The organism is Legionella drozanskii LLAP-1, assembly GCF_001467585.1.
Classification (GTDB): domain Bacteria; phylum Pseudomonadota; class Gammaproteobacteria; order Legionellales; family Legionellaceae; genus Tatlockia; species Tatlockia drozanskii.
In genome coordinates this window covers 212,356-237,673 of the sequence record NZ_LNXY01000003.1, presented here as the reverse complement: position 1 = coordinate 237,673, position 25,318 = coordinate 212,356, and the positions used below count along the sequence as shown (strand labels likewise).

Below are 25,318 nucleotides of genomic sequence, written 5' to 3'. Positions count from 1 at the left end.
TTTTACTCACTTGGTCGCTGATGTTCTACTTGTAAAGGTGCTACGCGTAGACAATCGCCTGGTTTAACCTCTAAAAGCTTGGCTGTTTTCTTAGAGATAATACAAGAGCCTTGTAACTCATTAAAAATGACTTGACTGACGGTAGCTCGAAAATCGAGCTTAGTATTAGCAAGCAAAAATCGTTTTGAACTCACTTCGTCACTGATATTTTTAATAGTCATAATGCGACTTGCTGAGATTGTTCTTATTTGCGCACGCTGCGCTTCGATGGTGGGTCCGGCATCAAAAATATCAACGTAACCATTATGACGAAACCCTTCTTGGAGCAAGATTCTCATTGCCGGGGTTGTGGATTGATGGGGTTTAGCAATCACAGCTTGAGCAGAAGGATCCAGCAATTTTATATAAAGAGAATTCCTTGGCATTAAATCAGCAATGAATTGTTTATTGGTAGAAAGTGTTAAACGATCTGCATCTGGAAAAGGCATGTGAAAAAAATGTCGCCCCACATTATCCCAGAATGGAGAATGACCCGAATCGTCCGATACGCCACGCATTTCTGCAATAACCGTAGACGCAAAACGTGTCGGATAATTTGCCATGAATAAAAATCGTGCACGTGAAAGAAGCAAACCATTATGGCTGTGTCTAAAGTTAGGTTCTAAAAAGAGGGTACAAATTTCACTGACACCTTGGTAATCGTTCACTAGCGTTAAGATTTCATAATCACTACGAATATTGAGAGCGTGAGAGATTCGTGTGCGTTTCGAGAGTTTATAAGAATAGAAAGGCACTTCGTGACCTATTGCCGATTGAATAGCTGAGGTGCCAACCACTTTTTTTGACTCTGGATCCTCTAAAACAAACAAATAATATTCATGAACCGGAGAGTTCACAATTTTCTTAAATGATTTGCAAGCCCAGTCAAGCCGAGCAGCTAATAATTCTTTATCTTTGGGCAGAGTCGTAATCCCAATACCGCAATGCTCGGCTAACTGATAAATAGTCCCCAAGTCCGATTTTCGAGCACTGCGAAGGAGCATCATTTCTTGAGCTCCTCAAGACCACCAGCGGCTAAATCCATGAGTAAAAGAGCTGTGAGCGCTGAACGTTCAACTAGACTATCTAGCAAGATAAACTCATTTGCACTGTGAATATGACCGCCACGAACGCCTAGAGTATCAAGGACAGGTAAACCATGACGTGCTAGATTATTTCCATCACAGCAGCCGCCACTGTCTTGCCAATCAATAGATAGACCTAATTCTTTACCTAACTTTTGAATGCGAGAGAATAAGCGTTCTGTAGCAGGGCAAACTCGCTTCACAGGTCGGCCGAAATGACCATGGATAGTTAAGGAATATCCTTCACGTTTCATGCTGTTGAGGATTTTATTAAGTTGTTCTCTTACCCAATGCTCATCTTCCGTTTTAGATACCCGTATATCTAATTTAGCCACCGCTTTGTCAGGGACCATATTAATTGCATCACCGCCGGCAATTTTACCTACGTTTATAGTAACGCCCTGACTATGACTGTCTTGATTGAGTCCATGAATCGCTGTAATGACTTCGGCTAGATAGCAGATTGCATTGTTGCTTGCTGTGAAATCTCGTCCTACATGCGCTGATTTGCCTGTCGCTACAAGGGTAAATTTGCCGCTGCCACGCCGATTTTTGGCTAAGATTCCACTTGTAGTCATTGCAGGTTCATAAACCAAAGCCGCTTGATATAGATTCGCAAACTCATCAAAAAGCGTACTGGATGCTGGAGAGCCTATTTCTTCATCAGCATTGATTAATACATCCCAACCCAGGTTTTTTGTTTGTTTGGTTTCTTCAAAAGCGGATAGCGCGTGCAGTATAACGAGCAAGCCGCCTTTCATATCCGCTACGCCAGGACCATTAATCTGATTATCATTGATATAGGTTAAGGTTTGAAAAGGGTGATTTATCCCATAAACAGTATCCATATGGCCACTGAGAAGGATACGTCGCTTCAGTTCGGGACGTTTGCGAATAAAAAGTGCATCGCCACATTGTTGTATACTTATTTCACCGGTCATGTTCATTGTGGTGATAGAGGGAAGTTGCAACGTTTCAACTTGATCAGCAAGAGGAGTAAAAACCTCTTGTAAAGTGTGGTGCATCAGAGCTAGCCCCTGCAAATTTTCACTTCCAGAGTTAATTTCGCAGAGTTGATGTAGTTGCTCCACCATCGTTTGTTTACGGGGGGTTAAAAAGAGCAGAACTTCCTTTGTCATAGAGGTATCACTTTTACTCAAAAACTATCTATGACATTAGCGGAAATTATAACTGTTCGCAACCTTGCTTGATAATTGCGAAGGAGTTGACGCAAGACCTAACGGCATTTAGCGAGATAATCTTAAGCCGTTAAACGAGAGTCGAAAACGGAAGACACAAATTGATTTAATTGTTCAAGCTGTCGATGAATTTCTCTTTCGTATTCAGGGGTCGAATGTTCATCTGCATCTTTTAAGAATAACAAGTATTCGGGATTATCTTTATTTTTCCTGACAAAATTTTTGCGACCGTTGATACTGGCGAGTTCTTTGAGAAGTTCGGCTCTTCGTTTCTCAAAAACTCTATCGATGTTGTCATTAATAACCGAAATAAATTGGTTGTAGAGTTCGATATAGCAAAAATCAGGATCGTAGTTTTTTTGCAGTTTTAAATTTTTTAAATGATAAGCAAGAAAGGGTGATAGGGTCTCAATATTCTCAAACACTGAAGCTGGTGTTTTGAGCCTGTTTAAATAAGTGTAGCAAGAGTAGTTACCTAGACCTTTAATTCTGGGCGCTTCTATGTTGTTGCTATTCAGCATAATTTAAATCTCATTGAATAGATTAAATCGCTATTCTAATAGAAAAGGCTTAAGAAAATATGATGTTGATCAATTAATAATCATAAATGAATGTTTTTAACCAGCTATTATGCATGGCTTTTATCAGCTATTATGCATAGCTATTTAGATTTATAGGAGAAGTTTGTGCATCCTCTTATTGAGAATACTCATCCAGAATGGCATGAATTACTTGATCAAGCGTTGTTGACTGTGGAGCAGGATTATTTGCTGCAATTAGAAAACAGTCAACACTGGTTGCCGGGCTATTCTGCCCTGTTTGCTGCATTTAGCCAGCCATTAAGTAAAACAAAATATCTATTACTTGGCGAATCACCTTATCCTCGACAAGAATCCGCCAATGGCTATGCTTTTTGGGATGCAGCAGTTCATGACTTGTGGAGCAATACTGGACTTAGTAAAAAAGTGAATCGAGCGACTTCTTTGCGTAATATAATAAAAATGCTGCTTAGAGCGCGCGGAGATTTACAGCAAGATTGCTCTCAACCCGCCATTGCTGCTCTCAATAAATCTCAATATTGGCAGACTTCGGAGCAATTATTTACTGGTATAATTAATAAAGGATTCTTACTTTTAAATGCATCGCTGGTTTATGCTGAAGACAAGGTGCAATTTCACGCACGCCAGTGGCAACCTTTTATGCATAATCTATTATGCCAGCTGGCTAAGAGAGAACATACTTTGCAGCTGATTTTGTTTGGACGAATCGCAGAACAAATTCCTGAATCTGTCTTTTTTCCTTGCTTAATTGCCGAGCACCCTTACAATTTAAGTTTTATTACTAATACTAAAGTGTTGGAATTTTTCAAACCTTTAGATTTATTGAGTTGCCATGAATAAATCGACTGTTGATCCTCAAGAAATTGCTAAATTTGCCCAACATGCCAGTGATTGGTGGGATAAAGAAGGGCCCTTAAAAACCTTGCATGATATTAACCCTGCTCGCTTAGATTTTATTCAAAACCATCTTGAACTCGCTCAGCAAACCGTTCTCGATGTGGGTTGCGGTGGAGGTATTTTATGTGAGGGAATGGCATTAAAAAAAGCGCAAGTCACAGGACTAGATGTTGAGATTGATGCGCTGGAAGCGGCGAAAGCGCATGCAGCTTTAAGCACACTCACCATCAACTATGTTTGCTCTCCTGTGGAAGATTATGAGGAGAGGAGTGCTTTTGATGTGGTAACCTGCATGGAAATGTTAGAACATGTTAATAATCCCCAATTAGTCATTAATCATTGCGCCCGTTTGTTAAAACCAGGTGGCTATCTTTTCTTGTCCACAATTAATAGAACTTTAAAAGCCTATGCTACCGCAATTGTTGCAGCAGAGTATGTATTGGGTATCTTACCAAGGCAAACTCACGATTTTGCAAAATTTATTAAACCTAGTGAATTAGCTGCAATGATCAGAGAGGCAGGGCTTGAATTCCGAGAGATAGCAGGTATGGCTTACAATCCTTTAAGTCGAAGCGCAAGGCTTCAAGAGTCAGTGGATGTCAATTATTTGCTTTCTTGCTTTAAACCTAGCTAGGTACGCGCAAACGGCCTTATTTAGCATTTTGCTAGAGTGTGGCCGTTTGTAAGAGATTTATTACTCCTGACTTTTCTTTTCAACATAGCGTTGCTGATAACGCTGATGAGCGTATTTTGCTTGATCTTCAGTTACTATATCGACCTCATTACCAAAAAGATCGATGCGAGCAGTGTTAGCTTTTTGACAATTCAAATAAGCAGGGGATGAACTATAGTAACTCAGTGCTTCCCGTAATGCTTTTTTACTAAAAGGGGGGTTATCTAAGCGTTCATAAAAATCAATAATTTCGTCAAATATGCCGATCTGAAGTGGCTTAACCTGACTTCCTTTTTTAAAAAAAGCACTTGGAAAATGCTCTATTAACCAATCGATAATTTGGAGCTTATCTTTTTTGACGATTTCACTTTGCTGGCTCATACATATACTCCGTCGCAATGAATGTTGTTAAACTACCACAATCAATACGTTAATCAAGGCTGTTTTACCATAATTGGTGAAAATTTTGCTACAAATTATATGATTAATTGTTGTATAAACCATAGTATTTATTTTTCAATCTAGCTTTTTTTTATCTCAATGTCTTAGTTTAACCCAAGAGATCTCTCAAATTGCCACAAGAAATAAGTAGCAATGACCTTGCATTTATTCTTTTAAAATAATTAACTTATTGAATTATATCGATTAAACGATTTTATAAGAAAAAGACATTTCGTTCTAACCGTGACATACTGTCTTGCAAAGCAGCACTCTAGTTGCTAAATTTTACATATGGCTTCAATGGAATTGAGGCTCAACAAAAGGATTTGTAATCATAGGGATATGATAGTCAAGGATGATGTCGGAACAGGATGTTCTGACGGAAGACTGCGAAAAGCCAGGGCTTAACCCCTGGCTTTACTTTTTTGTAGTATAGCTCAGCAATATTATCATTGCCTTGGCCTTGGGTAGGTTGAGAAAAACTCTCAAGATCTGGGGGGGAAGCAAAGAGGATGTAAATCACCCTCTCTAAGGGATGTATTTATACAGTGGCAAAGCCAGAATGGGATAGATAATAGTGGTCAGGATAGTAAGCAAAGACTACAGACCCTCCTTTTATGGTGTTAATCACAGGCTTAGCTAAAGTTTTAGCAATTGAAGGACAACCCCAACTACGGCCAGCACGGCCAGCTTTTTTAATAAAATCAGGCTCTACATACCAGGCACCATGGATAACCACGCGTCTGCTGTAAGCGTTGTCATTAAACCCTCGCTCTAGACCTTGTAAATTTAATGAGTAGCCTTTTGAACCAACATAAGTGTCACGGGTAACGAAGGTACCTAGACTTGTTGCCTTGCTAGAGGGGGCGTTTGAGAAATGCGTAGGAGTGTCCATTCCTGAGTTTCTACCATGAGCAACATAAGTATTATATAAGAGTCGTTCTCTATTGACATCAAAAACCCACATGCGTTGCTTGCTGGAGGGTAGAGAATAATCAATCACAGTGAGAACAGGTTTTTTTACAGCGCCTTTGGCGGCTGCTTTTTGATAGGCTGTTAATGCGAGTTTAAGAACTTGTTTGTTAAGCTGTGGTGCTTTTTGACTCAGGTGCTGAACATGTTGATTGACATCAAAGCCCGTTTTAGAGGGGATTACATGGTGTGAAAGACCTGTTGAAAAAAAAGCCGCAGAAAGTATGCTTAATATTGTACTCATAACACTCCTTTTTTCTTGTTAAATGACGGAAATAAGGTTTACATACGGATGGTGATTATATTTACAAGTAAAACAAATGTAAAATTACAAGAGAAATGATTGCCCATTAGGGCGAAATATTATCCAATTCAGGAAGTTAGAAAAAGATAAGCTCACAATCTCAGAATAAATATTACACAAAAAGTCTGTAAAAAAATCTATCTAGTCTTATTTCCACCGGTTTAACAGCGTTAAAAAAGACCAATATTAACACAATTAGATCTATTTTGGCTATATTTTGAACATTTTTATCCGGAAACAGGCGACATAAGGGCTATAGATTTGCTAAAATACCCTTCGATACATTTCAATTAGAAATATTCTGAATTATTATCGCCTGATATTTTTTGACCTGTTGGATTGGAGATTACCATGCTTGAGCGATACTCAGCACAACTTCCGGAAGGTGCTCGCGCACTGATAAATAATGCTTACCGGACTGATGAATTAACTATACTAACCGAGCTGATAAAAAATGCCGAGGTAGATAGCGAACAAATTAAAGCTATTCGCAATCAAGCAACGGTCCTGGTTGAACAGGTCCGCTCGGAGCGTAAAAAAAGTACGGGCATTGACTCCTTTCTCACCGAGTATTCCTTGTCTAGCGATGAAGGAATTGCCTTAATGTGTTTGGCAGAAGCATTATTGCGCGTACCCGACAACGCTACAATCGATAGTTTAATAAAAGATAAACTAACAACCGCTGATTGGAAATCACACCGCGGGCAGAGTGATTCCTTTTTTGTGAATGCAACAACTTGGGCTTTAATGCTGACAGGAAAAGTGCTCACACCAGAAAAAGCAGACTCGATGCTTTCAAAAACATTATTCAAACTGTTCAACCGTGGCGGCGAATCCGTTGTACGTACAGCAGTGGATAAGGCAATGCGCATCATGAGTAAGCAGTTTGTCACTGGTCGAACGATTGGCGAAGCTTTATCACGCTCAAAGAAAAAGGAAGCTTTAGGTTACCGTTATTCCTACGATATGCTTGGCGAAGCAGCGCTCACGATGGTTGACGCCCACCGTTATTTCGACGCTTATAAAGAGGCAATCAAGGCGATTGGCGCCAGCGTTGATAAAAATACTCATATTTACCAACGCGCAGGAATTTCCATCAAACTCTCGGCTTTGCATCCTCGTTATCAAGAGGCACAGCGCGCAAGAGTCATGGAAGAATTGCCATCCAAATTATTGGAATTGTCTCAATTAGCTAAAGAATATGATATTGCTCTCACCATTGATGCAGAAGAGTCCGAACGACTCGATATCTCGCTTGATATTATAGAACGTGTATTTAACGATGATAGCTTGCATGGTTGGCATGGCTTTGGTATGGCAGTGCAATCTTATCAAAAACGAGCATTCTATTTATTAGATTGGATTGCTGCATTGGCGAGAGGAAAACAGCGTCGTATGATGGTGCGCTTGATTAAAGGGGCCTATTGGGACAGCGAGATTAAAAAGACGCAAATGCAGGGGCTTTCTGAATATCCTGTATTTACGCGAAAAGTATTTACTGACGTATCGTTTCAAGCTTGCGCTAAAAAGCTGCTGACGATGACTGATGCGATTTATCCGCAATTTGCTACCCACAATGCTTATTCCGTAGCAATGATTCTCAATATCGTTGGTGATTATCGAGATTTTGAGTTTCAGTGTTTACATGGCATGGGTAATGAACTTTATGAACAAATTGTGCCTGCAAATCGTTTAGGAATTCCTTGCCGAATTTATGCCCCAGTCGGTTCTCATGAAGATTTATTACCTTACTTAGTTCGTCGTTTATTAGAAAATGGCGCAAACTCTTCTTTTGTAAACCGAATTGTCGACGAAAAGGCACCCATCAGTACTTTAGTAGAAGATCCAGTAAGCAAAGCGAGTCATTTACTAGGTAAAATCAATCAAAATATTCCTTTACCAGCATCCATTTTTGTCCCAGGAAGGAAAAATTCGACTGGTATTGATTTTACCGATCGAGAAGTAATAGCCAAATTACAGCAACAATATACTGAGATGAATCTTTCTCATTGGTCTGCTAAACCACTTCTAGCTGGTGGAAAGCAAGGCGGGGAAGTGGAGCGATCGGTCTTATCACCGCAAAAACCCGAACGTCCAATAGGTCGGGTGAGTGATTCCACTCAACAAGATATTGATTGGGCTTTAACCCATGCTGAACGCGCTTTCCCAATGTGGTGTCAAAAACCAGTTAGTGAGCGAATAGCTTGTATCGAACGTTTTGCCAATCTCTTAGAAGAAAATATGCCGGAATTATTGGCTATGGCTTGTTTAGAAGCAGGTAAAACATGGAGCGATGGGGTTGCAGAAATTCGCGAGGCCGTCGATTTTTGTCGTTATTATGCAATGATGGCAGAAAAATTAATGGCAAAGCCAATGAAACTTCATGGCTATACTGGTGAATTAAATGAATTGAGTTTACATGGTCGTGGAGTGGTTCTTTGTATCAGTCCATGGAACTTTCCTTTAGCTATTTTCACAGGTCAGGTGGCAGCGGCTTTAGTGACAGGGAATTGCGTGGTTGCTAAACCTGCTGAGCAAACCTCTTTAATCGCTTGTTTTGCTGTACAGTTAATGCACCAAGCTGGTATCCCCACTGAGGTTGTGCAATTATTACCTGGAAACGGTGAAACAGTAGGCGCTAGTTTAGTCGCAGATTTACGCATTAAAGCAGTAATATTTACTGGCTCGACGCAAACTGCCGCTCATATTAATAAAACACTGGCGACTCGCGGAGGAGAAATTATTCCTCTCATTGCAGAAACTGGTGGCCAAAATGCAATGTTAGTTGATTCTTCTGCCTTATTAGAGCAGGTTGCTATCGATGCAATAACTTCTGCCTTCGGAAGTGCTGGTCAACGATGCTCTGCTTTACGGGTTTTATTTATACAAGAAGAAGTCTACCCTCGCATGATTCATTTATTGAAAGGGGCGATGGCTGAGTTACAAGTAGGTGATCCTCGTTGGCTTTCTACTGATATTGGCCCAGTTATTGATAATGAAGCATTATCAGGATTAAAAGCCCATGTAGACGCGATGAAACAAAAATATGAAATCATTTATCAATGTAAATTATCGGAAGACTGCGAATCAGGGTATTTCATGCCACCTACCGCAATTGCGATTGATAATATGGCTGCTTTAGAAAAAGAAGTATTCGGGCCCGTTTTGCATGTGATTAGTTATAAACGTAAAAACCTCGATAATATCATTGAGCAGATCAATAACACCGGTTATGGCTTGACCTTAGGTATCCACAGCAGAATTAACTATACCGTTGAATACATTAGAAAACGTGTTCATGCCGGTAATTGTTATGTAAATCGTAATATGATCGGCGCGGTTGTTGGCTTACAGCCTTTTGGTGGAGAAGGATTATCGGGTACAGGACCGAAAGCAGGAGGACCTTATTACCTACTGCGCTTGTGTCATGAGCGAACCTATACCGTTGATACAACAGCAGCAGGAGGCAATGCGAGTTTAATGTCATTGCCTGAGGGGTACTAGTTAGCAGTTATCTAAGAACCCCCTTACTAGCCAATTTCTGGTCCCCCGATTTCACGGAGGGGCCAGGTTCAATCCAACAAAAAAATATTTTATTCACAAATCTTCCCAACAAGGCCTATTATTATAATAATTAATGGTATAGCCGGTTGCAGGTTCAAGAAGTAGGTGGTCAGTAGAGTTAATACCCGGAGCTAACAACAAAAGGCCGAATAAAATGAAAGTATTCTTTTTGAACTCTTTGGCGTATCTAGTCAGTTTCCTAAGAATATGTATACTTCTTTGCGTTTTTCTTTTACTTATCGGTTTTGTTTCTCAATTTGTAGAGAACGTAAAAGAGTATCCCACGTTAGTAAAAATAAATAATCTAGAGCAGCAATTAAGCGACCCCTTCACTAAACAAATAAAAATGGCAATGCCTTATCGTTATAACGGGACTGATTACAGTGAAATTATCCTTCTATTTCTGATGCTTATTTTGGCCCATATTTGTGCTGTAATTCGATCAAAATTGCAGGGAATGGTGCGACGTATTCGTGAAAAGGAAACTTATTTTAAATGGCGTAACCAGGTCCGGGGTGTTGTATCAAAGGATAAAATGAAGGAGCTCGATAGCAAATTTGAAGCTTTAGCGACAAGTAAACCCAGTGATAGGAAAAAAATTCTTCGAGAATTTGCTATTTTAAAAACCAAGCTTGATAGTATGGGACAACAGCTTGCGTTTCTTGCTATTGATGTCGTTGATTCTACAGGCATGAAGCGAGATGAAGACAAATATCTTGCTGCTTATGATTTTGATCGCTACAACCAACTTGTTAGTGAAAGTCTTAAAGAAAATGGGGTGTTGAAACTTGCAATGACGCCTGATGGAATCATGAGTTGTTTTCGCACGGTTGATGATGCGGTCAAGGCGGCAATCAATCTACTTGATAAGTTAAAGTTGTTTAATGCCGATGAGAAAAAAATCAAGAGAGAATTCCAAATTCGTTGTGGTATCAACGCGGGCTTTGTCTATTTTGATGATGAGATGCCACTTGAACAAATCAGCGATCGAGTCATTGATATAGCGGGTCATATGCAAAAATATGCTAAACCAAATAGTATTAATATTGCTGCTTCAGCAATAGAACCCTTAAAAAATCGTGGTGGATTTAATGAAACAAATGATGTAATTGACGAGCAAAAAGTGTTTGAATGGACTAATAAGTAATAATAGAAAATAAGGAGATTTTTATGAAAAATAGAAATAAAATAATCAAAGCTGCAGTATCAGCTTTTCTCGCAATGGCAGCCACTCAAGTTTCTGCTGAAGCGAATAATCAAAATCAGGCAGCTCAGAATTCAGTGAAATGCTATGGTGTGGTTAAAGCAGGTATGAATGATTGCAAAACCGCAACAGCCTCTTGTGCGGGCTCTTCAACAAAAGACAATCAAGCTGATGCCTTTGTGCTTGTTCCAGAGGGTTTATGTGAAAAGCTTGTAGGCGCAAGCTTAACTGCAGGTACAGAAAAGAAATCTTAAGTTATCATTAATTTTATACACTTACATGGAGTACTCATGAATAGGACGTTAACCCGTTTTTTAATAGCAATATTATTCATTCTACCTACCTCTCTTCTGCATGCTGCAGCTGAAACCTTAACTCTTGATCCTCAACATAGCTATGTTTTATGGGAGATTGATCACCTGGGATTTTCCACGCAAGCAGGTAAATGGTATGTCAATGGGACTGTTACTTTAGATCAAGGGCAACCACAAAATAGTAAGGTAGAAGCGACAATTAAAATTGCTAATATAGTCACCGGAATACCTGAGTTAGATAAACATTTACAAGGCCCACTTTTCTTCGATGTGGCAAAATACCCCACGGCTACCTTTGTTTCCAATAAGGTTGATGTACTGAGTAAAACGAAAGCAAAAGTTGAAGGTATGCTAACTCTACGCGGGGTGACTAAGCCTGTTACGTTGGATGTGACTCTGAATAAAGTAGGTAAAAGCCCAATTACTGACAAAATGACGGTTGGTTTTACTGCGTCAACTACAATTAAACGTTCTGATTTTGGCATGAATACTTTGATACCTCAGGTAGGAGATGAAGTTAAAATTCAAATTGGCGCTGAAGCTTTCAAACCTTAGCGTTAAAGGAGCGTGAAGTCATGAATCTAAACATCAATAAGGGATTAGTATTTTTTCTCTTTATACTAGTGCCGTTCATCGGAAGAGCTGCGCCACCCGAATGGCAAATCGATCCGAGCCAAAGTAGTCTTTCGTTTACTGCCACACAAAATGGCGCGCCGGTAAGTGGCCAATTTAAGACATTTACAGGTGAAATTTTTGTTGATCCTGCTAATTATAAAGCGAGTTCGGTGCATATTGTCATTGATATGAGTACGATTACTACAGATTATGCTGATGTGAAAACTACTCTGATCACACCGGATTGGTTTAATGTGAAGGTGTTTCCAAAAGCAGAGTTTAAATCCACTGAGTTTAATAAAACAGGGGATAATACTTATCAGGCCATCGGAAATCTCACAATTCGCGATAAAACAGTCCCTGTGACTTTAAGTTTTACCACAGAACAACCTTCTTCAGATACTGGAATAGTAACCGGTAATACGGTATTGAAACGCAATGCCTTTGGTGTTGGACAAGGTGAGTGGTCGAGTACCGATCAAGTAAAAAATGATGTTAAAGTTGATTTTAAAATTGTCGCAAAAAGAAAGATTTAAGTTAGGCTTGGTACAGCTTAAATAGCTTTGTTAGGAGAGGATAGCAAAAAGGACATATTGTGATTAGGCGCTCAAACTTATATTTATTTATTTTCCTTGGCATTTTTTCCAGTTTAGTTTTGGTAGGGGGGTTACTTTCCCCCTTGCTTCTTCATTTTATTCGTTCAACTTACCTTTCTATGAGCACCTTTGTTCATCAGCATGAAGCTGAAATGTTTGGTCGATTTATGTCCAAATTAATCGAAGAAGGAGAGCCGAAAGCAAAAGTCATCAAGGCTTTCCAACATTCTCTAGAAAATACAGAAATGTATCATGGATATCTTTACTTGGTTAATGAAAATACAGGGGTGTTTCTTGCCCATCCCAATAGAAATGTTGTGGGAAGAAACGCCGGCGAACTTGATGCAGACTTCTTACCCATTAATGAACAAAAGACATTAAAATGGTCTACTGCCATAAAGAACAAGAAATTAGCTCAGGGAGGCATGCTCAACATGCCAACAGGCAGGGTTGAGGTTTTCAATTCTTTTCTGGTTCCTTCAACAGATTTTCGTGTTTTCTCTCACGAAAATTTAAATCGCTTAAATAGAGAAATAGCTAAGTTACAGCGAATTACCATCTTAATCTTCATACTACTGGGATTTTTAATTGCCTTACCGGCTTCCTATGCAGCCTTAAAAGTCAGTCGTCGCTATGAAAGGACAATTGAAGAGGAGCAGGACAAGTCAGAACGATTATTACTAAATATTTTACCTCTGAGTATTGCTAAGCGATTAAAAGCACAGGAAACACATATTGCTAATCGTTATGAAGACGTTTCAATACTATTTATTGACATAGTCGATTTTACTACGCTTGCGAAGCAAATGAGCCCCGAACAATTAGTTGAAATACTGAGCTATGTCTTTTCTCAATTCGATGCTATTTCTGTAAAATATGGTTTAGAAAAGATTAAGACAATGGGGGACGCTTACATGGTTGCTGGAGGCGTTCCTGATTTTAAAGTAAATCATTTGGAATGCTGCATAGAGGCAGCTTTCCAAATGATGGAGCTAATTAATAAAGAATTTAATGCGAAGATTCAATTACATGTTCGATTGGGGTTACATGTGGGACCAATTGTTGCTGGAGTAATTGGTACTCATAAGTTTACTTATGATTTATGGGGCGAAACAGTGAACATTGCCTCGCGCCTCGAAAGCACGGGTACACCTGGATTTATCCATTGTTCAGAAATGGTTTATCAACGTATGAAAGACGAGTATAAGTTTCTTCCAAGAGAAAAAATTGTATTAAAAGGAATGGGGGAAGTCTCCACCTATTTTTTAGTCCCTAGAGAGTAAAAGCCCATCAGTTTCGCACTTAATTTTTTTTAACTTTGCAGAATCAGTTTTGATTGCCTATGCTTTAAAGAATTTAATAATTTTAAAAATAGGGAAGAGGCCACATGGATAGATCAAGCCTATTTAAAATTATCCTTGTTGTTACATTTTGCTGCTTAGTCGTAGTTGGTTTTGCACACACAAAGGATATTTTTTCACAAGCTGGTATTGCTAATAAGTTTGGAAGTTTTATTCAACATAAGCTGATGCAGTAAATGCCCAGAACCTGGACATTTACTGGAAAAAATAATCTGCTACATAGGAGCTGGAAGTTCAGACTCTAGTCCATTAGCCTTTGTTTGATGGTATATGGCTGCTACTACTAATAAAACAGCCGCTACGGCGAGAATACCAGCAGCGAGTGGCGATAGAAAACCTATACCAATACTAAGTAGACCTGCTGTGGCTCCTAATATAAACTCTGCTTTAGCTAGTTGCTTGAGTTTAGGCGCCGAAAACATAGTATTTGTGCCATTCCAATGTGATGTTACCCCTTCAGCGACCACACCGGCAGAGGGTACTACATGTTCAGTAAACCCTTTTTTTACAGTTTCAAACATACCCTTAAGTAAATCGTTTGACTGAAAATCCTGATTGGTAATGAGCTGATTTTGGATAAACGCAGTGTGTGAATTAACAAATTGATCTAATTTTTTCCTTTCGTCATTGACAGAAGCATTAAAAAAATAATTAAACTGTACCCCATCTTCTTCAATCTGAAGACAGTGTCGGCCCCTAGGCGCATGGAATTCGTCGGCTGTAGTAATGTGCAGATCATGTTCTGAATCAGGTTGCGGATTAGCTTTAAGTAGTTGCTGTAGTTCCTCTTTCTTAGCCTTATTAGCGCCTGTTATAACGAGATTTATACGCATGGTTTTTCCTTAGATCAAAGTTAATAAAAAAATGGGCTAGTTAAACAAGAGAGACCGCGAATTGATTGGCTTGCTCCCTATGATATGAGGCAGCAATATAAAGAAATGCGGCTGCTAATAGAAGAAAACTGGCAGTAATGGGTTCTATAAAAAAGAGAGGTAGACCGATTAAAGTTAATACAACTGCTGATGCGAGCTCTACCCTAGCTTTTCGTTGGCTGTGATAGTCCGTTCTAAAGAGAATAGGAGTGTAATTATATGAGGTTGGGGGGTGTTGTTTATCTCTCCAGTTCTCTCTATCTTGTTGTGCTAGTCTGCATAGATACTCACGCTCATTTTTAATCGCCTGTAAAGCAGATACGGAAACTCGACCCATGTACTCGGAGGAGCTGCCTAGACGAGAGCGTACAAAATTTTCATAGCTATAAGCAAATGCTTCGAGTTCTTTAAAATCATCTAACTCATGATGGGAACGATAATCTGCAAAAGAATAGCGAAGTTTAATATCAAAAGCTGGCTTCTGATAGTACATAGGATTTCTGCTGTAATAATTAAGAGTAGTCGATGCGTGAGGAATAAAATTTAGACTGTAATTTCGGTATGCTGGATTTAAGCGCGATAACTCTACATGGTTCGATTGAAATAACTCGATTAATTCCTGACTAGTATTAATGTCTTCCGACTCTACAGTAATATTTAGTTGACGCATGATCTTCCCTTAAATTTAGACAAAGTAGATAAAATAAAACTAGGAGAGCTGGGTGAGTTTACTGATTACCATGAATATCAAACTCTTTTGAATCAATCCCCCGCTCACGATCAAACACTTCTTCATGCTTTTTGGCAAAAAACCATGGAAGAACGACAAAGAGCAATAATCCACCAATTAAAAAGCTTTCAAAAAAGAACAGATTACCTACTGGAATTTGTGTTGGTGGAACAAAACCTATAAACATTGCAGTCAGACAGCAAAGAATACCTAGTCCTGCAACTAGCCACATTACTGGTTTTCCCCCGGGAATTTTGTAACTTCGAGGTGTATTAGGCTGGCTATAGCGTAATTTTATCGCTGCAGAAAACATGAAAACGTAGACCAACAAAGCCATTTGAGCACTCAGATCACTTAAAAGCCAATAGGCAGCATTAATTGAGTCAAGTAGGATAAAAACCGCACTCAAAAGTGTGAAAATTATACCCTGCGCGATTAAAATAGCAACAGGCGCGCCGTGGCGATTGACCTGAGCGAAACGCTCGGGTAATGAACCATCACGGGCAGCAACCAACAGCCCTTTTGTCGGGCCAATAATCCATGCGGAAACTCCGCTGATACCACCAAGAATAATAAAAATAGCAATTAGCTTAGTCATCCAAGGCATATGGTAGCTATTAAAAAATATGGCGTAAGCATCGATTAAGCCTGAGACAACGCTTAAGTCTTTGTTGGGTACAACAGTAATGATTGCTAATGAACCTAAAACTAAGGTAGAAAAAATAAGAATGGTTGAATACAAAATGGCACGGGGATAGTCTCTTTGTGGATTCTTAACTTCCTCAGCGTGCACTGCAGACATCTCCATACCGAGTAGCCCAAATAAAACCGCGGCGAAAAGCGATAAATTACCGATAGAACTAAAATCAGGTATCAAAGAAGTAGACATATCAGCAGGAAGAGGTTTTCCTTGGAATAGCCAGATAGCGCCTAATATACTGATTAAGACCATCGGTAATATAGTGCCTAGGCTAGCTCCAATGATGCTCACTATACTCGAGACCCTCATTCCAAAACAATTGAGGAGGGTAAAAAGCCAAAATAGGCCGACGACGGTAGTCAGTAAATAAAATTTATTGTTAGCAAGTTGTGGTGCAAAAAGGTAAGAAAGTGTCGCTGCAATAAAAGCTAAAATAGTGGGGTACCACACCACATTATAAATCCACTGCAACCAGATGGTAATAAACCCAGCGCGTCGGCCAAACGCTTCACGTACCCAGACATAGAGGCCTCCTGTATTGGGAAAAGCAGTGGCTAATTCAGCCGCGACTAGGGCGATTGGTATAAAAAAGGTTATTGCAGCAATTAGATAATAAGAGACTAAGGGTAGACCCAGTTTTGCACTAATGGGTAAAGTTCGCAGGCTATCAACAGCAATCACATTGATCATAACCAATGAAAAAACTGACAATACTTTTTTAGATGGATGCATGCAAAATAGCCTTTATAAAAAAATGAGTTACCAATGATAAAATTGGCGATAGATAAGAGATAACCATGCAGCTAATTTGTAAATTATCAAGCGGCAAAATTTAGCAGTTTAGCTACATAAAATCAATCAAATGATTAGCAAATGAATTTGTTGGGTCCAGGCTAAACCTACAAGTTTTAACATCCAGGTTTCTTCTTGAGCGAACCACACAAAATGCAAGTTGGGCCGTGGCCCAACAATTTACAATTTAGCGAATCCCGCCTGTTTGACTAAACCAGAGCTCTTACAGCAAGTTACGCAATACGTACTGTAAAATCCCACCGTGGCGATAATATTCCAGCTCATCTGCAGTATCTATACGACAAATCACCTGGATTTTATCTTCTTTCCCATCGGAACGAAGAATACTAAGGTTTAGTTTGGCACCTGGCTTTAAAGAATCATCTACGGCGATGCTTATCTGCTCGCTACCATCTAATTTTAATGTTTTTCGAGAAGTACCTTCTTGAAACTGTAAAGGTAATACACCCATGCCAATAAGATTAGAACGATGGATACGCTCAAAGCTTTCAGTAATAACGGCTTTAACCCCTAATAGATTAGTGCCTTTAGCTGCCCAATCACGGGAAGAACCGGTTCCATATTCTTTACCAGCAATAACAACTAGCTGATGATCCTCTTTTTGGTAAAGCATCGACGCGTCATAAATTGACATCACTTTATCGGTTGGGATGTGACGAGTCACTCCGCCTTCGATATCGGGAGTCATTTCATTACGAATACGAATATTGGCAAAAGTTCCTCGCATCATCACTTCGTGATTGCCGCGTCTTGAACCGTAGGAGTTAAAGTCAGCTTCGGCAACGCCTTTGGATTTAAGATATAATCCGGCAGGGGAGTTTGCTTTAATGGAACCTGCTGGTGAAATATGATCGGTTGTAATTGAATCACCTAAAAGTGCTAAGACATAAGCGTTAGTCACTGGTTTTATACTTTGTGGTTTGATAGACAGATTGTCAAAGTAGGGTGGATGTTGAATATAAGTAGAATCTGCATCCCAGTTATAAGTGGAGCTACTGCTTGTTTTTATACTTTGCCAATGGCTGTCACCGAGGAAGACTTCAGCGTATTCTTTACGAAACATAGAGCTGCTGACTTTGGCTACTTCGCTAGCGATTTCCTTATTGCTTGGCCAAATATCTTTCAGATAAACATCGTTGCCCTCAGGGTCTTTCCCAAGCGGCTCTTTTGTTAAATCAACTCGAACAGTTCCTGCCAAGGCAAAAGCCACAACAAGTGGAGGGGAGGCTAACCAGTTAGCACGAACTTGAGGATGTACACGCCCTTCGAAGTTACGATTACCTGAAAGAACTGAGCAGACAACCAGATCGTTATCATTGACGCTGTGCGCAATCTTATCAGGCAGTGGACCTGAGTTACCGATGCAGGTTGTGCACCCGTAGCCGACCAAATTAAAGCCTAACTGATCTAGATAAGTTTGTAATCCAGCCTGTTTTAAATAATCAGTCACCACTTTTGAACCGGGGGCAAGTGAAGATTTAACCCAAGGTTTGCGCGTTAATCCTTTTTCCACCGCTTTTTTGGCAACCAAACCTGCTGCCATTAAAACGCTAGGATTAGAGGTGTTGGTGCAGCTAGTGATTGCTGCGATAACCACATCCCCGTGATGCATATTGTAGGATTCATTTTTTACGGAAAATGCTTTATCCATTTCATCGATTTTATTCACTTCTTGCATAAAGTTCGTAAATTCTTGCGAGAGAGTATGTAAATTAACTTTGTCTTGAGGGCGCTTAGGTCCTGCAAGTGAAGGTTCAACCGTGGATAAGTCGAGAGTCAGAGTATCGGTAAATACGGGTTCTTCTGAATGATGGTCATACCACAAACCCTGTACTTTCGTATAGGCTTCAACGAGTGCAATCGTATGGGCATCGCGGCCTGTTAATTCCAAATATTGTAAAGTTTCTTTATCGACGGGGAAAAATCCACAGGTTGCACCATATTCCGGAGCCATATTTGAAATGGTAGCGCGGTCAGCTAGTGGAAGCTCAGCAAGCCCCGGACCATAAAACTCAACAAATTTGCCCACAACCCCTTTTTTACGCAGCATTTGCGTGACTGTGAGTACTAAGTCGGTTGCGGTAATTCCTTCTTTCATTTTGCCAGTCAGTTTAAAGCCAATAACTTCAGGAATTAACATTGAAACCGGTTGACCTAGCATTGCTGCTTCTGCTTCGATACCACCAACGCCCCAGCCTAAGACACCTAGACCATTGATCATCGTCGTGTGTGAGTCCGTTCCGACAAGCGTATCAGGGTAAGCATACCAGGTTCCATTTTGCTGGTTGGACCAGACTGTTTTACCTAAATATTCTAAATTGACCTGGTGGCAAATACCCGTTCCTGGCGGTACTACTTGGAAATTAGCAAAGGCTTTTTGTCCCCAACGTAAAAACTCATAGCGTTCGATGTTACGCTCTAATTCAATTTCTGTATTGATTTTAAGTGCATCAGAGCTTGCGAACTTATCAACCATGACCGAGTGGTCAATGACTAAATCCACTGGTGAAAGTGGAGAAATTTTTTCTGCGTTGCCGCCCATTTTCTCAAGTGCTGCACGCATTGCTGCTAAATCGACGACTGCAGGCACTCCCGTAAAATCTTGCATTAATACGCGGGCAGGACGATAAGCGATTTCATGCTGAGAAGTTTTCGTATGAAGCCAGTCTGCGACTGCCTTGATGTCCTCGGTGGTGACAGTACTGCCATCTTCAAAACGCAATAAGTTTTCTAAAAGAACTTTAAGAGAATAGGGTAAGCGATTGATGCCTTTAAAATGTTTGTTCTCTGCTTCCTTGAGGCTATAGTAATGGTAGTTTTTACCATCGACTTGTAATTGGCATTCAGTTGAGAGACTGTCTTGACCCACTTTCATATACCGACTCCATTGAGTTCAAAAACAATTATGATAGCTCAAATAAAGTAAGTTTTCATGGGTCAAAGACGGCTTTGCTTGTTTTTTTCAGAAAGTGCTTACTTAAGTCCTATTGTTTCTGTAGGACTCTCGTCCTCATCATTAGTAGCAACCGAGTCTGACGCAACCAGCGCTTTAGCTGCAGCAAACAATTCCTCTTCTTTAGCATAAACTGCGTTTTCATTAGAACGTGTGATTACAGTAGAGTAATAGGCGCTAGGAGCTAACATTGTAATACCAATTCCAATGGTGATAAGTGCAGCAGGCAAATTAACAGGAATAAGAAACAGGCCTAATAGCGTTAAAAGAATACCGGAGTAAAGAGCAGCTTTTGATTTGCTGTCTGTAGAATTATAGGAGTGGTTTGAATCTTTACCTACATAAAGATAATAGGGAGAGTTAGTGTAAACGTGTAAGGCATGTGGGTTTAACTCTGGAGCTTCGAAGTAATCGTTTAAAGTTTTAGCAAAGACATAAAAAGCATTGATGTAAGGTTGCTGAGCTTCTCTTGTGGCTCTACGATCACTTTCTGGGGAAGCATCGCGACTAACTACCCTTTGTGAGTCAATTTGATTCCTGAAATCCCTCTCTCGTGCAAGAATTAACTGCATAAGATCTCTACTGCTCTCTTCACTAAATTTATCTGTGATGATGCGTTTGGCCTCTGCTAAACAGTCATCGGCTTGTTTTTGAGTATAGTGTTTTTGATATGATTTAAAGAATAATGTCATGGTTTTATCTCACAATTTTTTTTAACTGAGCTGAGACTACCATGTTCAAACTGAGGCCAAAAGAACCAATTATTAATCTTTACAAGCAGGAAATAATTATTAACAGAAAATTATTAATAATTACGGATTATTAACGTTGGTATGTTTTTTGCTTAGATTTTTCTCTTAGAGTGTTGAATTGAATTTTACAGGGAGTTTTTTAGAGATGATGAGTTTAATCCAGCTTATATTTTCTCAGAAAATACCAATGGAAACTTTGAGCCCAGAGGAGCAAACTGAAAATGGGGAAGCTGGAAATTCTGCTTTTTTAACCCTTATAGAACATTTTTTTGCTCCAGTTGAATTGACTCCCACCGAACAAACTCTAACTGTGAATGATAATTTTCAAGCTTCTGATATTGAAGAAGAAAATGGTGAAGAAATCAACTTTGTATCAACCTTAACAACCACTCCTGAGCTTGCTAAAAATGAGAGTACAGAGGAAGAAATGTCTCATTCGTCAATCGACACAAATCAAGAGGAATTATTAATTATTAATAGTGGACAATTGGCTTGGTTTGATGCTGATTTTTTCGTACCACCCGCTGAAAATTTAAGACAAGATTTTGGGCAGACCGATGAAAATTTAGATGCTAATGTTTCTTTAACAATGACCGATAATAAAGGAGTTTCGTTATCTAAAGAAATTGTAAAGAAAGATGATAAATTTGAGATGATTGATCAAAATCAAATTGAACAGTCCACAGAATATCCATTTGAAGATCTGCCTAAGGCCAATGAAAATTTATTAGAGCTGGAGTTGCCAGAGTTAGTTCAGGACAGTTCTTTTGAGAATCAAGTTTCGCAAGTAATTTCGCCTAGTTTAAGTAAAGAAATTAACACCAAAGCGGGAATAGTTAAACAAAACGAGAACATAGACCAATTTGAAAACTCTCAAGTTCAAGCGGTTTATAATAGCAATGAAAGAAGCCCAACTACTGAGATTGAAATATTAAGAGATTTCGATACAGGCGATAAAGAATTAGATAGCAAGTTAACAAATGATCCGGCTCTTCCCCTACAAAGCAGCCAGAAATTTACGTTAGCAGAACAGCAAGGAATAACAGCAAAAACAATAGAGCTGCCTCAACATTTAGAGCATCCTGACTGGAGCGAGCACTTCAATCAGCAGATTGTTTGGTTAGGACAACAAAACATTAAAACTGCAATTATTAAATTAAATCCACAAGAATTAGGGCCTCTTGAAATCAATATTAACGTCAAACAAGAGGACGCTTCAGTCAATATTACAATTCATCGATCCCAGGTCCACGAAGTCATTGAAAATGCAATACCTCGTTTACGAGAAATGATGGCTGAACAAGGATTAAATTTGACTCAAGTGAACATCGAATCTAATCAACGACGCAACGCGCAATCTTGGCAATACGAGCCTTCATTAGAGAAAAAGCAAGCAAATAGCGAACAGTTTGAAGAGCAACCTTTGCAAATGAAAGTAAAGAATGGACTGATCGATTATTTTGCTTGACTTAAAAAATAATTTTATTGACTATTGTAATAAGGATGAACAATAAGATTATAACATGGCGCTAGATTTCCTTACTTGGTTTAAACAAAATCAAACCTTCCTAAAACAATCAGAAGCCTCTGCTTATTGGGATGAAAAAATTACTGATCCTCAAATGCAAAAAGCGATTGTTAGGAATCAAAAAAGTCAAATGTTTTACGCTCATATAGAATCAAAGATTGCATCTGATCATGAGCAGCTCATCAATTTTTATTTAAGAGCTGCCTTTAAAAGGCTTCATCGTTCAGACTTTGAAAATCCAAAAGGTTTTGAACATAGCGCAAAGGCTAGTTTTGCTTTGCAAAATTTTTTGGATGTGAGAAATAAATTGGTTTTTTTAATCCAAAACGATATTGCTCAACATACGAGTAGAGATGCACAAGTTAGTGCTTTTCGTCGATGGATAACAACAGCCGAATTCCTCCTAAAACGCAACTCTTATGAAGGGTATTTTTTGGTAACTACTGTTTTATTAGGAATAGATATAGATAAGAACCTTCTCAGGGAAACACCCGAAGTTTGTCAAAACATTTTTAAAGAGTTATTTGAGTTAGCTAACCCCTCGCTTAATTTTCAAGCACTACGCACTAGGATTAGAGATAAAAAATCAGCAAATGATTTCACTGCTCTTTTCTTGTGGTCAAGGGATCTTATCTCTATAAATGCTAATTTACAGCAAAAAACGCCTTCACAGGATAGTTCTGAGCATAACAATACCAGTGATGCGAGTGATGAAACTAGCTCGGAATCTTCAGAATTCACTGATACGGATTTGCAGGAGAGCGATTCAGCGCCACAAATGATGAAAGAAGAGAAGAGCTCAGATTCTTTTATCGATCAGCAAATTGATAAAATATTGTGGAAAATTCGTTGTGAACAACAAGTTGAGCTCCCACCTCTCGCTCCTCACCTCATAGCCACATACAAAGAAAATGAGCAAAAATTTAATGTCCATAACTTAACTATCTTCCTTGAATCACAAGCGAGCCATGATTCAGAAAATTCAGAGCTAACTAGCGTTGACAACGATTTAGCAGGACTAGAGTCAATTTCTGAGTCTGAATTTAATGATGAACCGCCGGGAATTTCTGATATCGAGAGATTAAAAATTTCTACTAAAGAAGAAGCAGAAGAAATGCCCGAGAATAACTTAGCTAAGGAATCGACTGCTCTGGCCTCATCTGAATTATTTACTAAGCAATTACTTCCTAGCTTCTGGAAACGCAGATGCAGTAAAAAGGACCATTGGGAGCGCGTTTTTTCATACCCAACTAACGACTTTAGTATTTAGTAGCAACCGGTTTTACAACGTAGAACAGTGCCATATTGGTTAACAATACATCGTCGAGTACAAACAGGCCCGCTCCAAGCGTTTCGGTTGGGACGAGGCCCATACCACCAACCTGGTTTAAGACGATAAACACGAAAATAGGCTATTTCAGTATTTTTTGCTGAACTTATTGTTGATAACTGAGTTGGATTGGCTTGGGGGAAAGCAGGAGCCCCCAAAAAAGCTAATGAAATAAATAAGATAAGAGTAAAATAAAGAGTTTTTTCCGTCTTGTTATTATTCATGTGGCTTCCTTGTTTTCCAGATGAATAAAATTATAGACTTATGTATTGTATTTAACCACTTTTGATACCAGCCTTTGAGCAAAGACGACTAGAATCATTAATGTTGTGCCAAGTCTCCACCTACAATTTGGATCTCCGCTTTCGCGAACTTCCAAAGGGATAGTCAAGACATAATTTTCCTATAAGTCATCTTGCAGATCGCGTATTATTCTCCACTTTTGTTCATGAGGAAACCTAATCAATGGTTCATTTTGCAGAAATTAGCCAAGAACAATTTTTATCTGAGTATTGGCAAAAAAAACCTCTTGTCATTCGTAACGCTTTGCCTGGTTTTGTCAATGCTCTAACTCCGGACGAATTGGCTGGTTTATCTATGGAAGAGGAAATAGAAAGTCGTATTGTTTTTGAAACGCCTAAGAAAGCACCTTATTGGCATTTAAAACGAGGGCCATTTCTAGCAAAGGATTTTAAAAAATTACCCTCAAGTCATTGGACTTTACTTGTCCAAGGAGTGGATCGTTTTTTACCCGAAGTGAATGCTATGCTCGACTCTTTTAATTTTATTCCTCAATGGCGAATCGATGATGTGATGATTAGTTATGCGGCCAAGGAGGGTAGTGTAGGCCCACATTATGATAATTATGATGTGTTTCTGTATCAGGCTAAAGGACGGCGTAAATGGTTATTAACAACTAAGTATTGCAATGAAAATAATTACTTAGCCAATGTTGAATTGCGTATCATGAAGGAGTTCCAAATAGAAGAAGAGTATCTCCTTGATGAGGGCGATATGCTTTATCTTCCACCTCATGTTGGTCATTATGGAATTGCTAGGTCTGAAGACTGCATGACTTATTCGTTTGGTTATCGTAGTTATCAAGGACGAGAGTTATGGGATAGTTTTGCTGAATATCTAGCGGAGAAAGGACAGGCTAGTTATTACCGCGATCCTAACTGGTCTAATATTGTTGGAGCTTCTGAATTGCCTCAACAAGCCTGGCAAAACGCAAAGCGTTTAATGCAACAAATCCTCGATGATGAAACGTTGTTTAAGTCTTGGTTTGGTTGTTTTGTTACCGATTTAGATCAGCAAGCTGAAGCCTTATTGCCTGCTATTGATGACGAGGCCACTGACTTTGGCGATTTCCTCAATGAGCTACTTCATTGCCAAGAACTTATTCGTAATCCAGTCAGTCGTTTTGCTTATCAAGAAGAGAAAGAGGAACCTTTTATTTCTTTATATATTAATGGTAGTCAGTGGGACGTCCGTCAGGTTTCTAAGGAACTAGTTAAATTAGTTGCTAATTCGCGAATATTATCCAGTCAGGAACTCACACCTTATATTCAAACCGAACCTAATCAACATTTTCTTTATCAATTATGGAGTCGTCAGTGGTTGGAGTTCTCTGAGCCTTAGGGAGGGCAAATTTGTGCTTGACTAAGCTAGACAAGAAATAGCAGAATTTGAGACGATCTTTAACATAGTGATGATAATTCAGCCTTGTAGAAGTAAATCTGATCGACAAAGCCCCTCAGTGACCAATGTTTAACCTAATGTTTTAAATGAAAATTTCTCAGTTTAGCTGGTATAA

22 protein-coding genes are annotated in these 25,318 nt (G+C 39.2%); 11 read left to right on the top strand and 11 right to left on the bottom strand.

Features of this window, described 5'->3' with window-relative positions; all coding sequences use genetic code 11:
* Window positions 1-2 precede the first annotated feature (2 nt).
* The 3 genes from Ldro_RS02140 to Ldro_RS02130 all read right to left on the bottom strand — a co-directional run bounded on the left by Ldro_RS02140 (window position 3) and on the right by Ldro_RS02130 (window position 2,844).
* Window positions 3-1,046: an arginine N-succinyltransferase gene (locus Ldro_RS02140; protein ID WP_058494779.1), complete on the bottom strand. Its 1,044-nt coding sequence runs from the start codon at window positions 1,044-1,046 to the stop codon at window positions 3-5.
* Window positions 1,043-2,263 (bottom strand): hydrolase, encoded by a 1,221-nt coding sequence (locus Ldro_RS02135; RefSeq protein WP_083497878.1) that lies wholly within the window; start codon window positions 2,261-2,263, stop codon window positions 1,043-1,045. Before Ldro_RS02135 ends, Ldro_RS02140 begins: the two co-directional genes overlap by 4 nt.
* A 122-nt stretch (window positions 2,264-2,385) precedes the next feature.
* Complete coding sequence (locus Ldro_RS02130; protein WP_058494778.1) at window positions 2,386-2,844, bottom strand: hypothetical protein; 459 nt, start codon at window positions 2,842-2,844, stop codon at window positions 2,386-2,388.
* Between the two features lie 165 nt (window positions 2,845-3,009).
* Here Ldro_RS02130 and Ldro_RS02125 point away from each other — a divergent pair, with 165 nt between their 5' ends.
* Window positions 3,010-3,723, top strand: a complete 714-nt coding sequence (locus tag Ldro_RS02125) for a uracil-DNA glycosylase family protein (RefSeq protein ID WP_058494777.1) — start codon at window positions 3,010-3,012, stop codon at window positions 3,721-3,723.
* A complete protein-coding gene (ubiG, locus tag Ldro_RS02120) occupies window positions 3,716-4,414 on the top strand; it encodes a bifunctional 2-polyprenyl-6-hydroxyphenol methylase/3-demethylubiquinol 3-O-methyltransferase UbiG (RefSeq protein WP_058494776.1) in 699 nt (232 codons plus the stop codon). Before Ldro_RS02125 ends, ubiG begins: the two co-directional genes overlap by 8 nt.
* A 60-nt stretch (window positions 4,415-4,474) precedes the next feature.
* On the opposite strand, the gene Ldro_RS02115 is transcribed toward ubiG, so the two are convergent.
* Window positions 4,475-4,834: a ProQ/FINO family protein gene (locus Ldro_RS02115; RefSeq protein ID WP_058494775.1), complete on the bottom strand. Its 360-nt coding sequence runs from the start codon at window positions 4,832-4,834 to the stop codon at window positions 4,475-4,477.
* 601 nt (window positions 4,835-5,435) lie between these two features.
* Window positions 5,436-6,110, bottom strand: coding sequence for a murein L,D-transpeptidase catalytic domain family protein (locus Ldro_RS02110; protein ID WP_058494774.1), 675 nt, complete (start codon window positions 6,108-6,110; stop codon window positions 5,436-5,438).
* Window positions 6,111-6,521: 411 nt separating this feature from the next.
* Between Ldro_RS02110 and putA the strand changes: the two genes are divergently transcribed.
* The 6 genes from putA to Ldro_RS02080 all read left to right on the top strand — a co-directional run bounded on the left by putA (window position 6,522) and on the right by Ldro_RS02080 (window position 13,746).
* Window positions 6,522-9,674: a bifunctional proline dehydrogenase/L-glutamate gamma-semialdehyde dehydrogenase PutA gene (putA, locus tag Ldro_RS02105; RefSeq protein ID WP_058494773.1), complete on the top strand. Its 3,153-nt coding sequence runs from the start codon at window positions 6,522-6,524 to the stop codon at window positions 9,672-9,674.
* A 214-nt stretch (window positions 9,675-9,888) separates the two neighbouring features.
* Window positions 9,889-10,881 carry an adenylate/guanylate cyclase domain-containing protein gene (locus Ldro_RS02100; RefSeq protein WP_058494772.1) on the top strand — a complete coding sequence of 331 codons (993 nt, stop codon included), beginning with the start codon at window positions 9,889-9,891 and terminating at the stop codon, window positions 10,879-10,881.
* A 23-nt stretch (window positions 10,882-10,904) separates the two neighbouring features.
* Window positions 10,905-11,192 carry a BufA1 family periplasmic bufferin-type metallophore gene (locus tag Ldro_RS02095; RefSeq protein WP_058494771.1) on the top strand — a complete coding sequence of 96 codons (288 nt, stop codon included), beginning with the start codon at window positions 10,905-10,907 and terminating at the stop codon, window positions 11,190-11,192.
* A gap of 36 nt (window positions 11,193-11,228) precedes the next feature.
* The gene (locus Ldro_RS02090) at window positions 11,229-11,807 is read left to right on the top strand and encodes a YceI family protein (protein WP_058494770.1); all 579 of its coding nucleotides are present in this window, start codon (window positions 11,229-11,231) and stop codon (window positions 11,805-11,807) included.
* 20 nt (window positions 11,808-11,827) lie between these two features.
* Window positions 11,828-12,403 carry a YceI family protein gene (locus tag Ldro_RS02085; protein ID WP_058494769.1) on the top strand — a complete coding sequence of 192 codons (576 nt, stop codon included), beginning with the start codon at window positions 11,828-11,830 and terminating at the stop codon, window positions 12,401-12,403.
* 59 nt (window positions 12,404-12,462) lie between these two features.
* Window positions 12,463-13,746 (top strand): adenylate/guanylate cyclase domain-containing protein, encoded by a 1,284-nt coding sequence (locus tag Ldro_RS02080; RefSeq protein WP_058494768.1) that lies wholly within the window; start codon window positions 12,463-12,465, stop codon window positions 13,744-13,746.
* 293 nt (window positions 13,747-14,039) lie between these two features.
* On the opposite strand, the gene Ldro_RS02075 is transcribed toward Ldro_RS02080, so the two are convergent.
* The 5 genes from Ldro_RS02075 to Ldro_RS02055 all read right to left on the bottom strand — a co-directional run bounded on the left by Ldro_RS02075 (window position 14,040) and on the right by Ldro_RS02055 (window position 20,584).
* Complete coding sequence (locus Ldro_RS02075; RefSeq protein WP_058494767.1) at window positions 14,040-14,657, bottom strand: hypothetical protein; 618 nt, start codon at window positions 14,655-14,657, stop codon at window positions 14,040-14,042.
* A gap of 40 nt (window positions 14,658-14,697) precedes the next feature.
* Window positions 14,698-15,366 carry a hypothetical protein gene (locus Ldro_RS02070; RefSeq protein WP_058494766.1) on the bottom strand — a complete coding sequence of 223 codons (669 nt, stop codon included), beginning with the start codon at window positions 15,364-15,366 and terminating at the stop codon, window positions 14,698-14,700.
* 58 nt (window positions 15,367-15,424) lie between these two features.
* Complete coding sequence (locus tag Ldro_RS02065) at window positions 15,425-16,858, bottom strand: APC family permease (RefSeq protein WP_058494765.1); 1,434 nt, start codon at window positions 16,856-16,858, stop codon at window positions 15,425-15,427.
* 283 nt (window positions 16,859-17,141) lie between these two features.
* Complete coding sequence (gene acnA, locus Ldro_RS02060) at window positions 17,142-19,814, bottom strand: aconitate hydratase AcnA (RefSeq protein ID WP_058494764.1); 2,673 nt, start codon at window positions 19,812-19,814, stop codon at window positions 17,142-17,144.
* Between the two features lie 98 nt (window positions 19,815-19,912).
* On the bottom strand, window positions 19,913-20,584 hold the full coding sequence (locus tag Ldro_RS02055; RefSeq protein ID WP_058494763.1) for a hypothetical protein: 672 nt from the start codon (window positions 20,582-20,584) through the stop codon (window positions 19,913-19,915).
* A 205-nt stretch (window positions 20,585-20,789) separates the two neighbouring features.
* Between Ldro_RS02055 and Ldro_RS02050 the strand changes: the two genes are divergently transcribed.
* Both Ldro_RS02050 and Ldro_RS02045 read left to right on the top strand, forming a co-directional pair.
* Window positions 20,790-22,112 (top strand): flagellar hook-length control protein FliK, encoded by a 1,323-nt coding sequence (locus Ldro_RS02050; protein WP_058494762.1) that lies wholly within the window; start codon window positions 20,790-20,792, stop codon window positions 22,110-22,112.
* A gap of 55 nt (window positions 22,113-22,167) precedes the next feature.
* Complete coding sequence (locus tag Ldro_RS02045; protein ID WP_058494761.1) at window positions 22,168-23,442, top strand: RasGEF domain-containing protein; 1,275 nt, start codon at window positions 22,168-22,170, stop codon at window positions 23,440-23,442.
* Here the strand turns inward: Ldro_RS02045 and Ldro_RS02040 are convergent.
* Window positions 23,439-23,726 (bottom strand): hypothetical protein, encoded by a 288-nt coding sequence (locus tag Ldro_RS02040; RefSeq protein ID WP_058494760.1) that lies wholly within the window; start codon window positions 23,724-23,726, stop codon window positions 23,439-23,441. The two genes, Ldro_RS02045 and Ldro_RS02040, sit on opposite strands and share 4 nt — an antisense overlap.
* 241 nt (window positions 23,727-23,967) lie before the next feature.
* Here Ldro_RS02040 and Ldro_RS02035 point away from each other — a divergent pair, with 241 nt between their 5' ends.
* A complete protein-coding gene (locus tag Ldro_RS02035; RefSeq protein WP_058494759.1) occupies window positions 23,968-25,143 on the top strand; it encodes a JmjC domain-containing protein in 1,176 nt (391 codons plus the stop codon).
* The last annotated feature ends 175 nt before the right edge of the window (window positions 25,144-25,318 follow it).

Excerpts from the sequence above, each read along its gene's own strand:
- Ldro_RS02140 (WP_058494779.1), bottom strand. The coding sequence starts at position 1,046 with ATGATGCTCCTTCGCAGTGCTCGAAAATCGGACTTGGGGACTATTTAT.
- Ldro_RS02135 (WP_083497878.1), bottom strand. The coding sequence starts at position 2,263 with ATGACAAAGGAAGTTCTGCTCTTTTTAACCCCCCGTAAACAAACGATG.
- Ldro_RS02130 (WP_058494778.1), bottom strand. The coding sequence starts at position 2,844 with ATGCTGAATAGCAACAACATAGAAGCGCCCAGAATTAAAGGTCTAGGT.
- ubiG (WP_058494776.1), top strand. The coding sequence starts at position 3,716 with ATGAATAAATCGACTGTTGATCCTCAAGAAATTGCTAAATTTGCCCAA.
- Ldro_RS02115 (WP_058494775.1), bottom strand. The coding sequence starts at position 4,834 with ATGAGCCAGCAAAGTGAAATCGTCAAAAAAGATAAGCTCCAAATTATC.
- Ldro_RS02110 (WP_058494774.1), bottom strand. The coding sequence starts at position 6,110 with ATGAGTACAATATTAAGCATACTTTCTGCGGCTTTTTTTTCAACAGGT.
- putA (WP_058494773.1), top strand. The coding sequence starts at position 6,522 with ATGCTTGAGCGATACTCAGCACAACTTCCGGAAGGTGCTCGCGCACTG.
- Ldro_RS02100 (WP_058494772.1), top strand. The coding sequence starts at position 9,889 with ATGAAAGTATTCTTTTTGAACTCTTTGGCGTATCTAGTCAGTTTCCTA.
- Ldro_RS02095 (WP_058494771.1), top strand. The coding sequence starts at position 10,905 with ATGAAAAATAGAAATAAAATAATCAAAGCTGCAGTATCAGCTTTTCTC.
- Ldro_RS02090 (WP_058494770.1), top strand. The coding sequence starts at position 11,229 with ATGAATAGGACGTTAACCCGTTTTTTAATAGCAATATTATTCATTCTA.
- Ldro_RS02085 (WP_058494769.1), top strand. The coding sequence starts at position 11,828 with ATGAATCTAAACATCAATAAGGGATTAGTATTTTTTCTCTTTATACTA.
- Ldro_RS02075 (WP_058494767.1), bottom strand. The coding sequence starts at position 14,657 with ATGCGTATAAATCTCGTTATAACAGGCGCTAATAAGGCTAAGAAAGAG.
- Ldro_RS02070 (WP_058494766.1), bottom strand. The coding sequence starts at position 15,366 with ATGCGTCAACTAAATATTACTGTAGAGTCGGAAGACATTAATACTAGT.
- Ldro_RS02065 (WP_058494765.1), bottom strand. The coding sequence starts at position 16,858 with ATGCATCCATCTAAAAAAGTATTGTCAGTTTTTTCATTGGTTATGATC.
- acnA (WP_058494764.1), bottom strand. The coding sequence starts at position 19,814 with ATGAAAGTGGGTCAAGACAGTCTCTCAACTGAATGCCAATTACAAGTC.
- Ldro_RS02055 (WP_058494763.1), bottom strand. The coding sequence starts at position 20,584 with ATGACATTATTCTTTAAATCATATCAAAAACACTATACTCAAAAACAA.
- Ldro_RS02050 (WP_058494762.1), top strand. The coding sequence starts at position 20,790 with ATGATGAGTTTAATCCAGCTTATATTTTCTCAGAAAATACCAATGGAA.
- Ldro_RS02045 (WP_058494761.1), top strand. The coding sequence starts at position 22,168 with ATGGCGCTAGATTTCCTTACTTGGTTTAAACAAAATCAAACCTTCCTA.
- Ldro_RS02040 (WP_058494760.1), bottom strand. The coding sequence starts at position 23,726 with ATGAATAATAACAAGACGGAAAAAACTCTTTATTTTACTCTTATCTTA.
- Ldro_RS02035 (WP_058494759.1), top strand. The coding sequence starts at position 23,968 with ATGGTTCATTTTGCAGAAATTAGCCAAGAACAATTTTTATCTGAGTAT.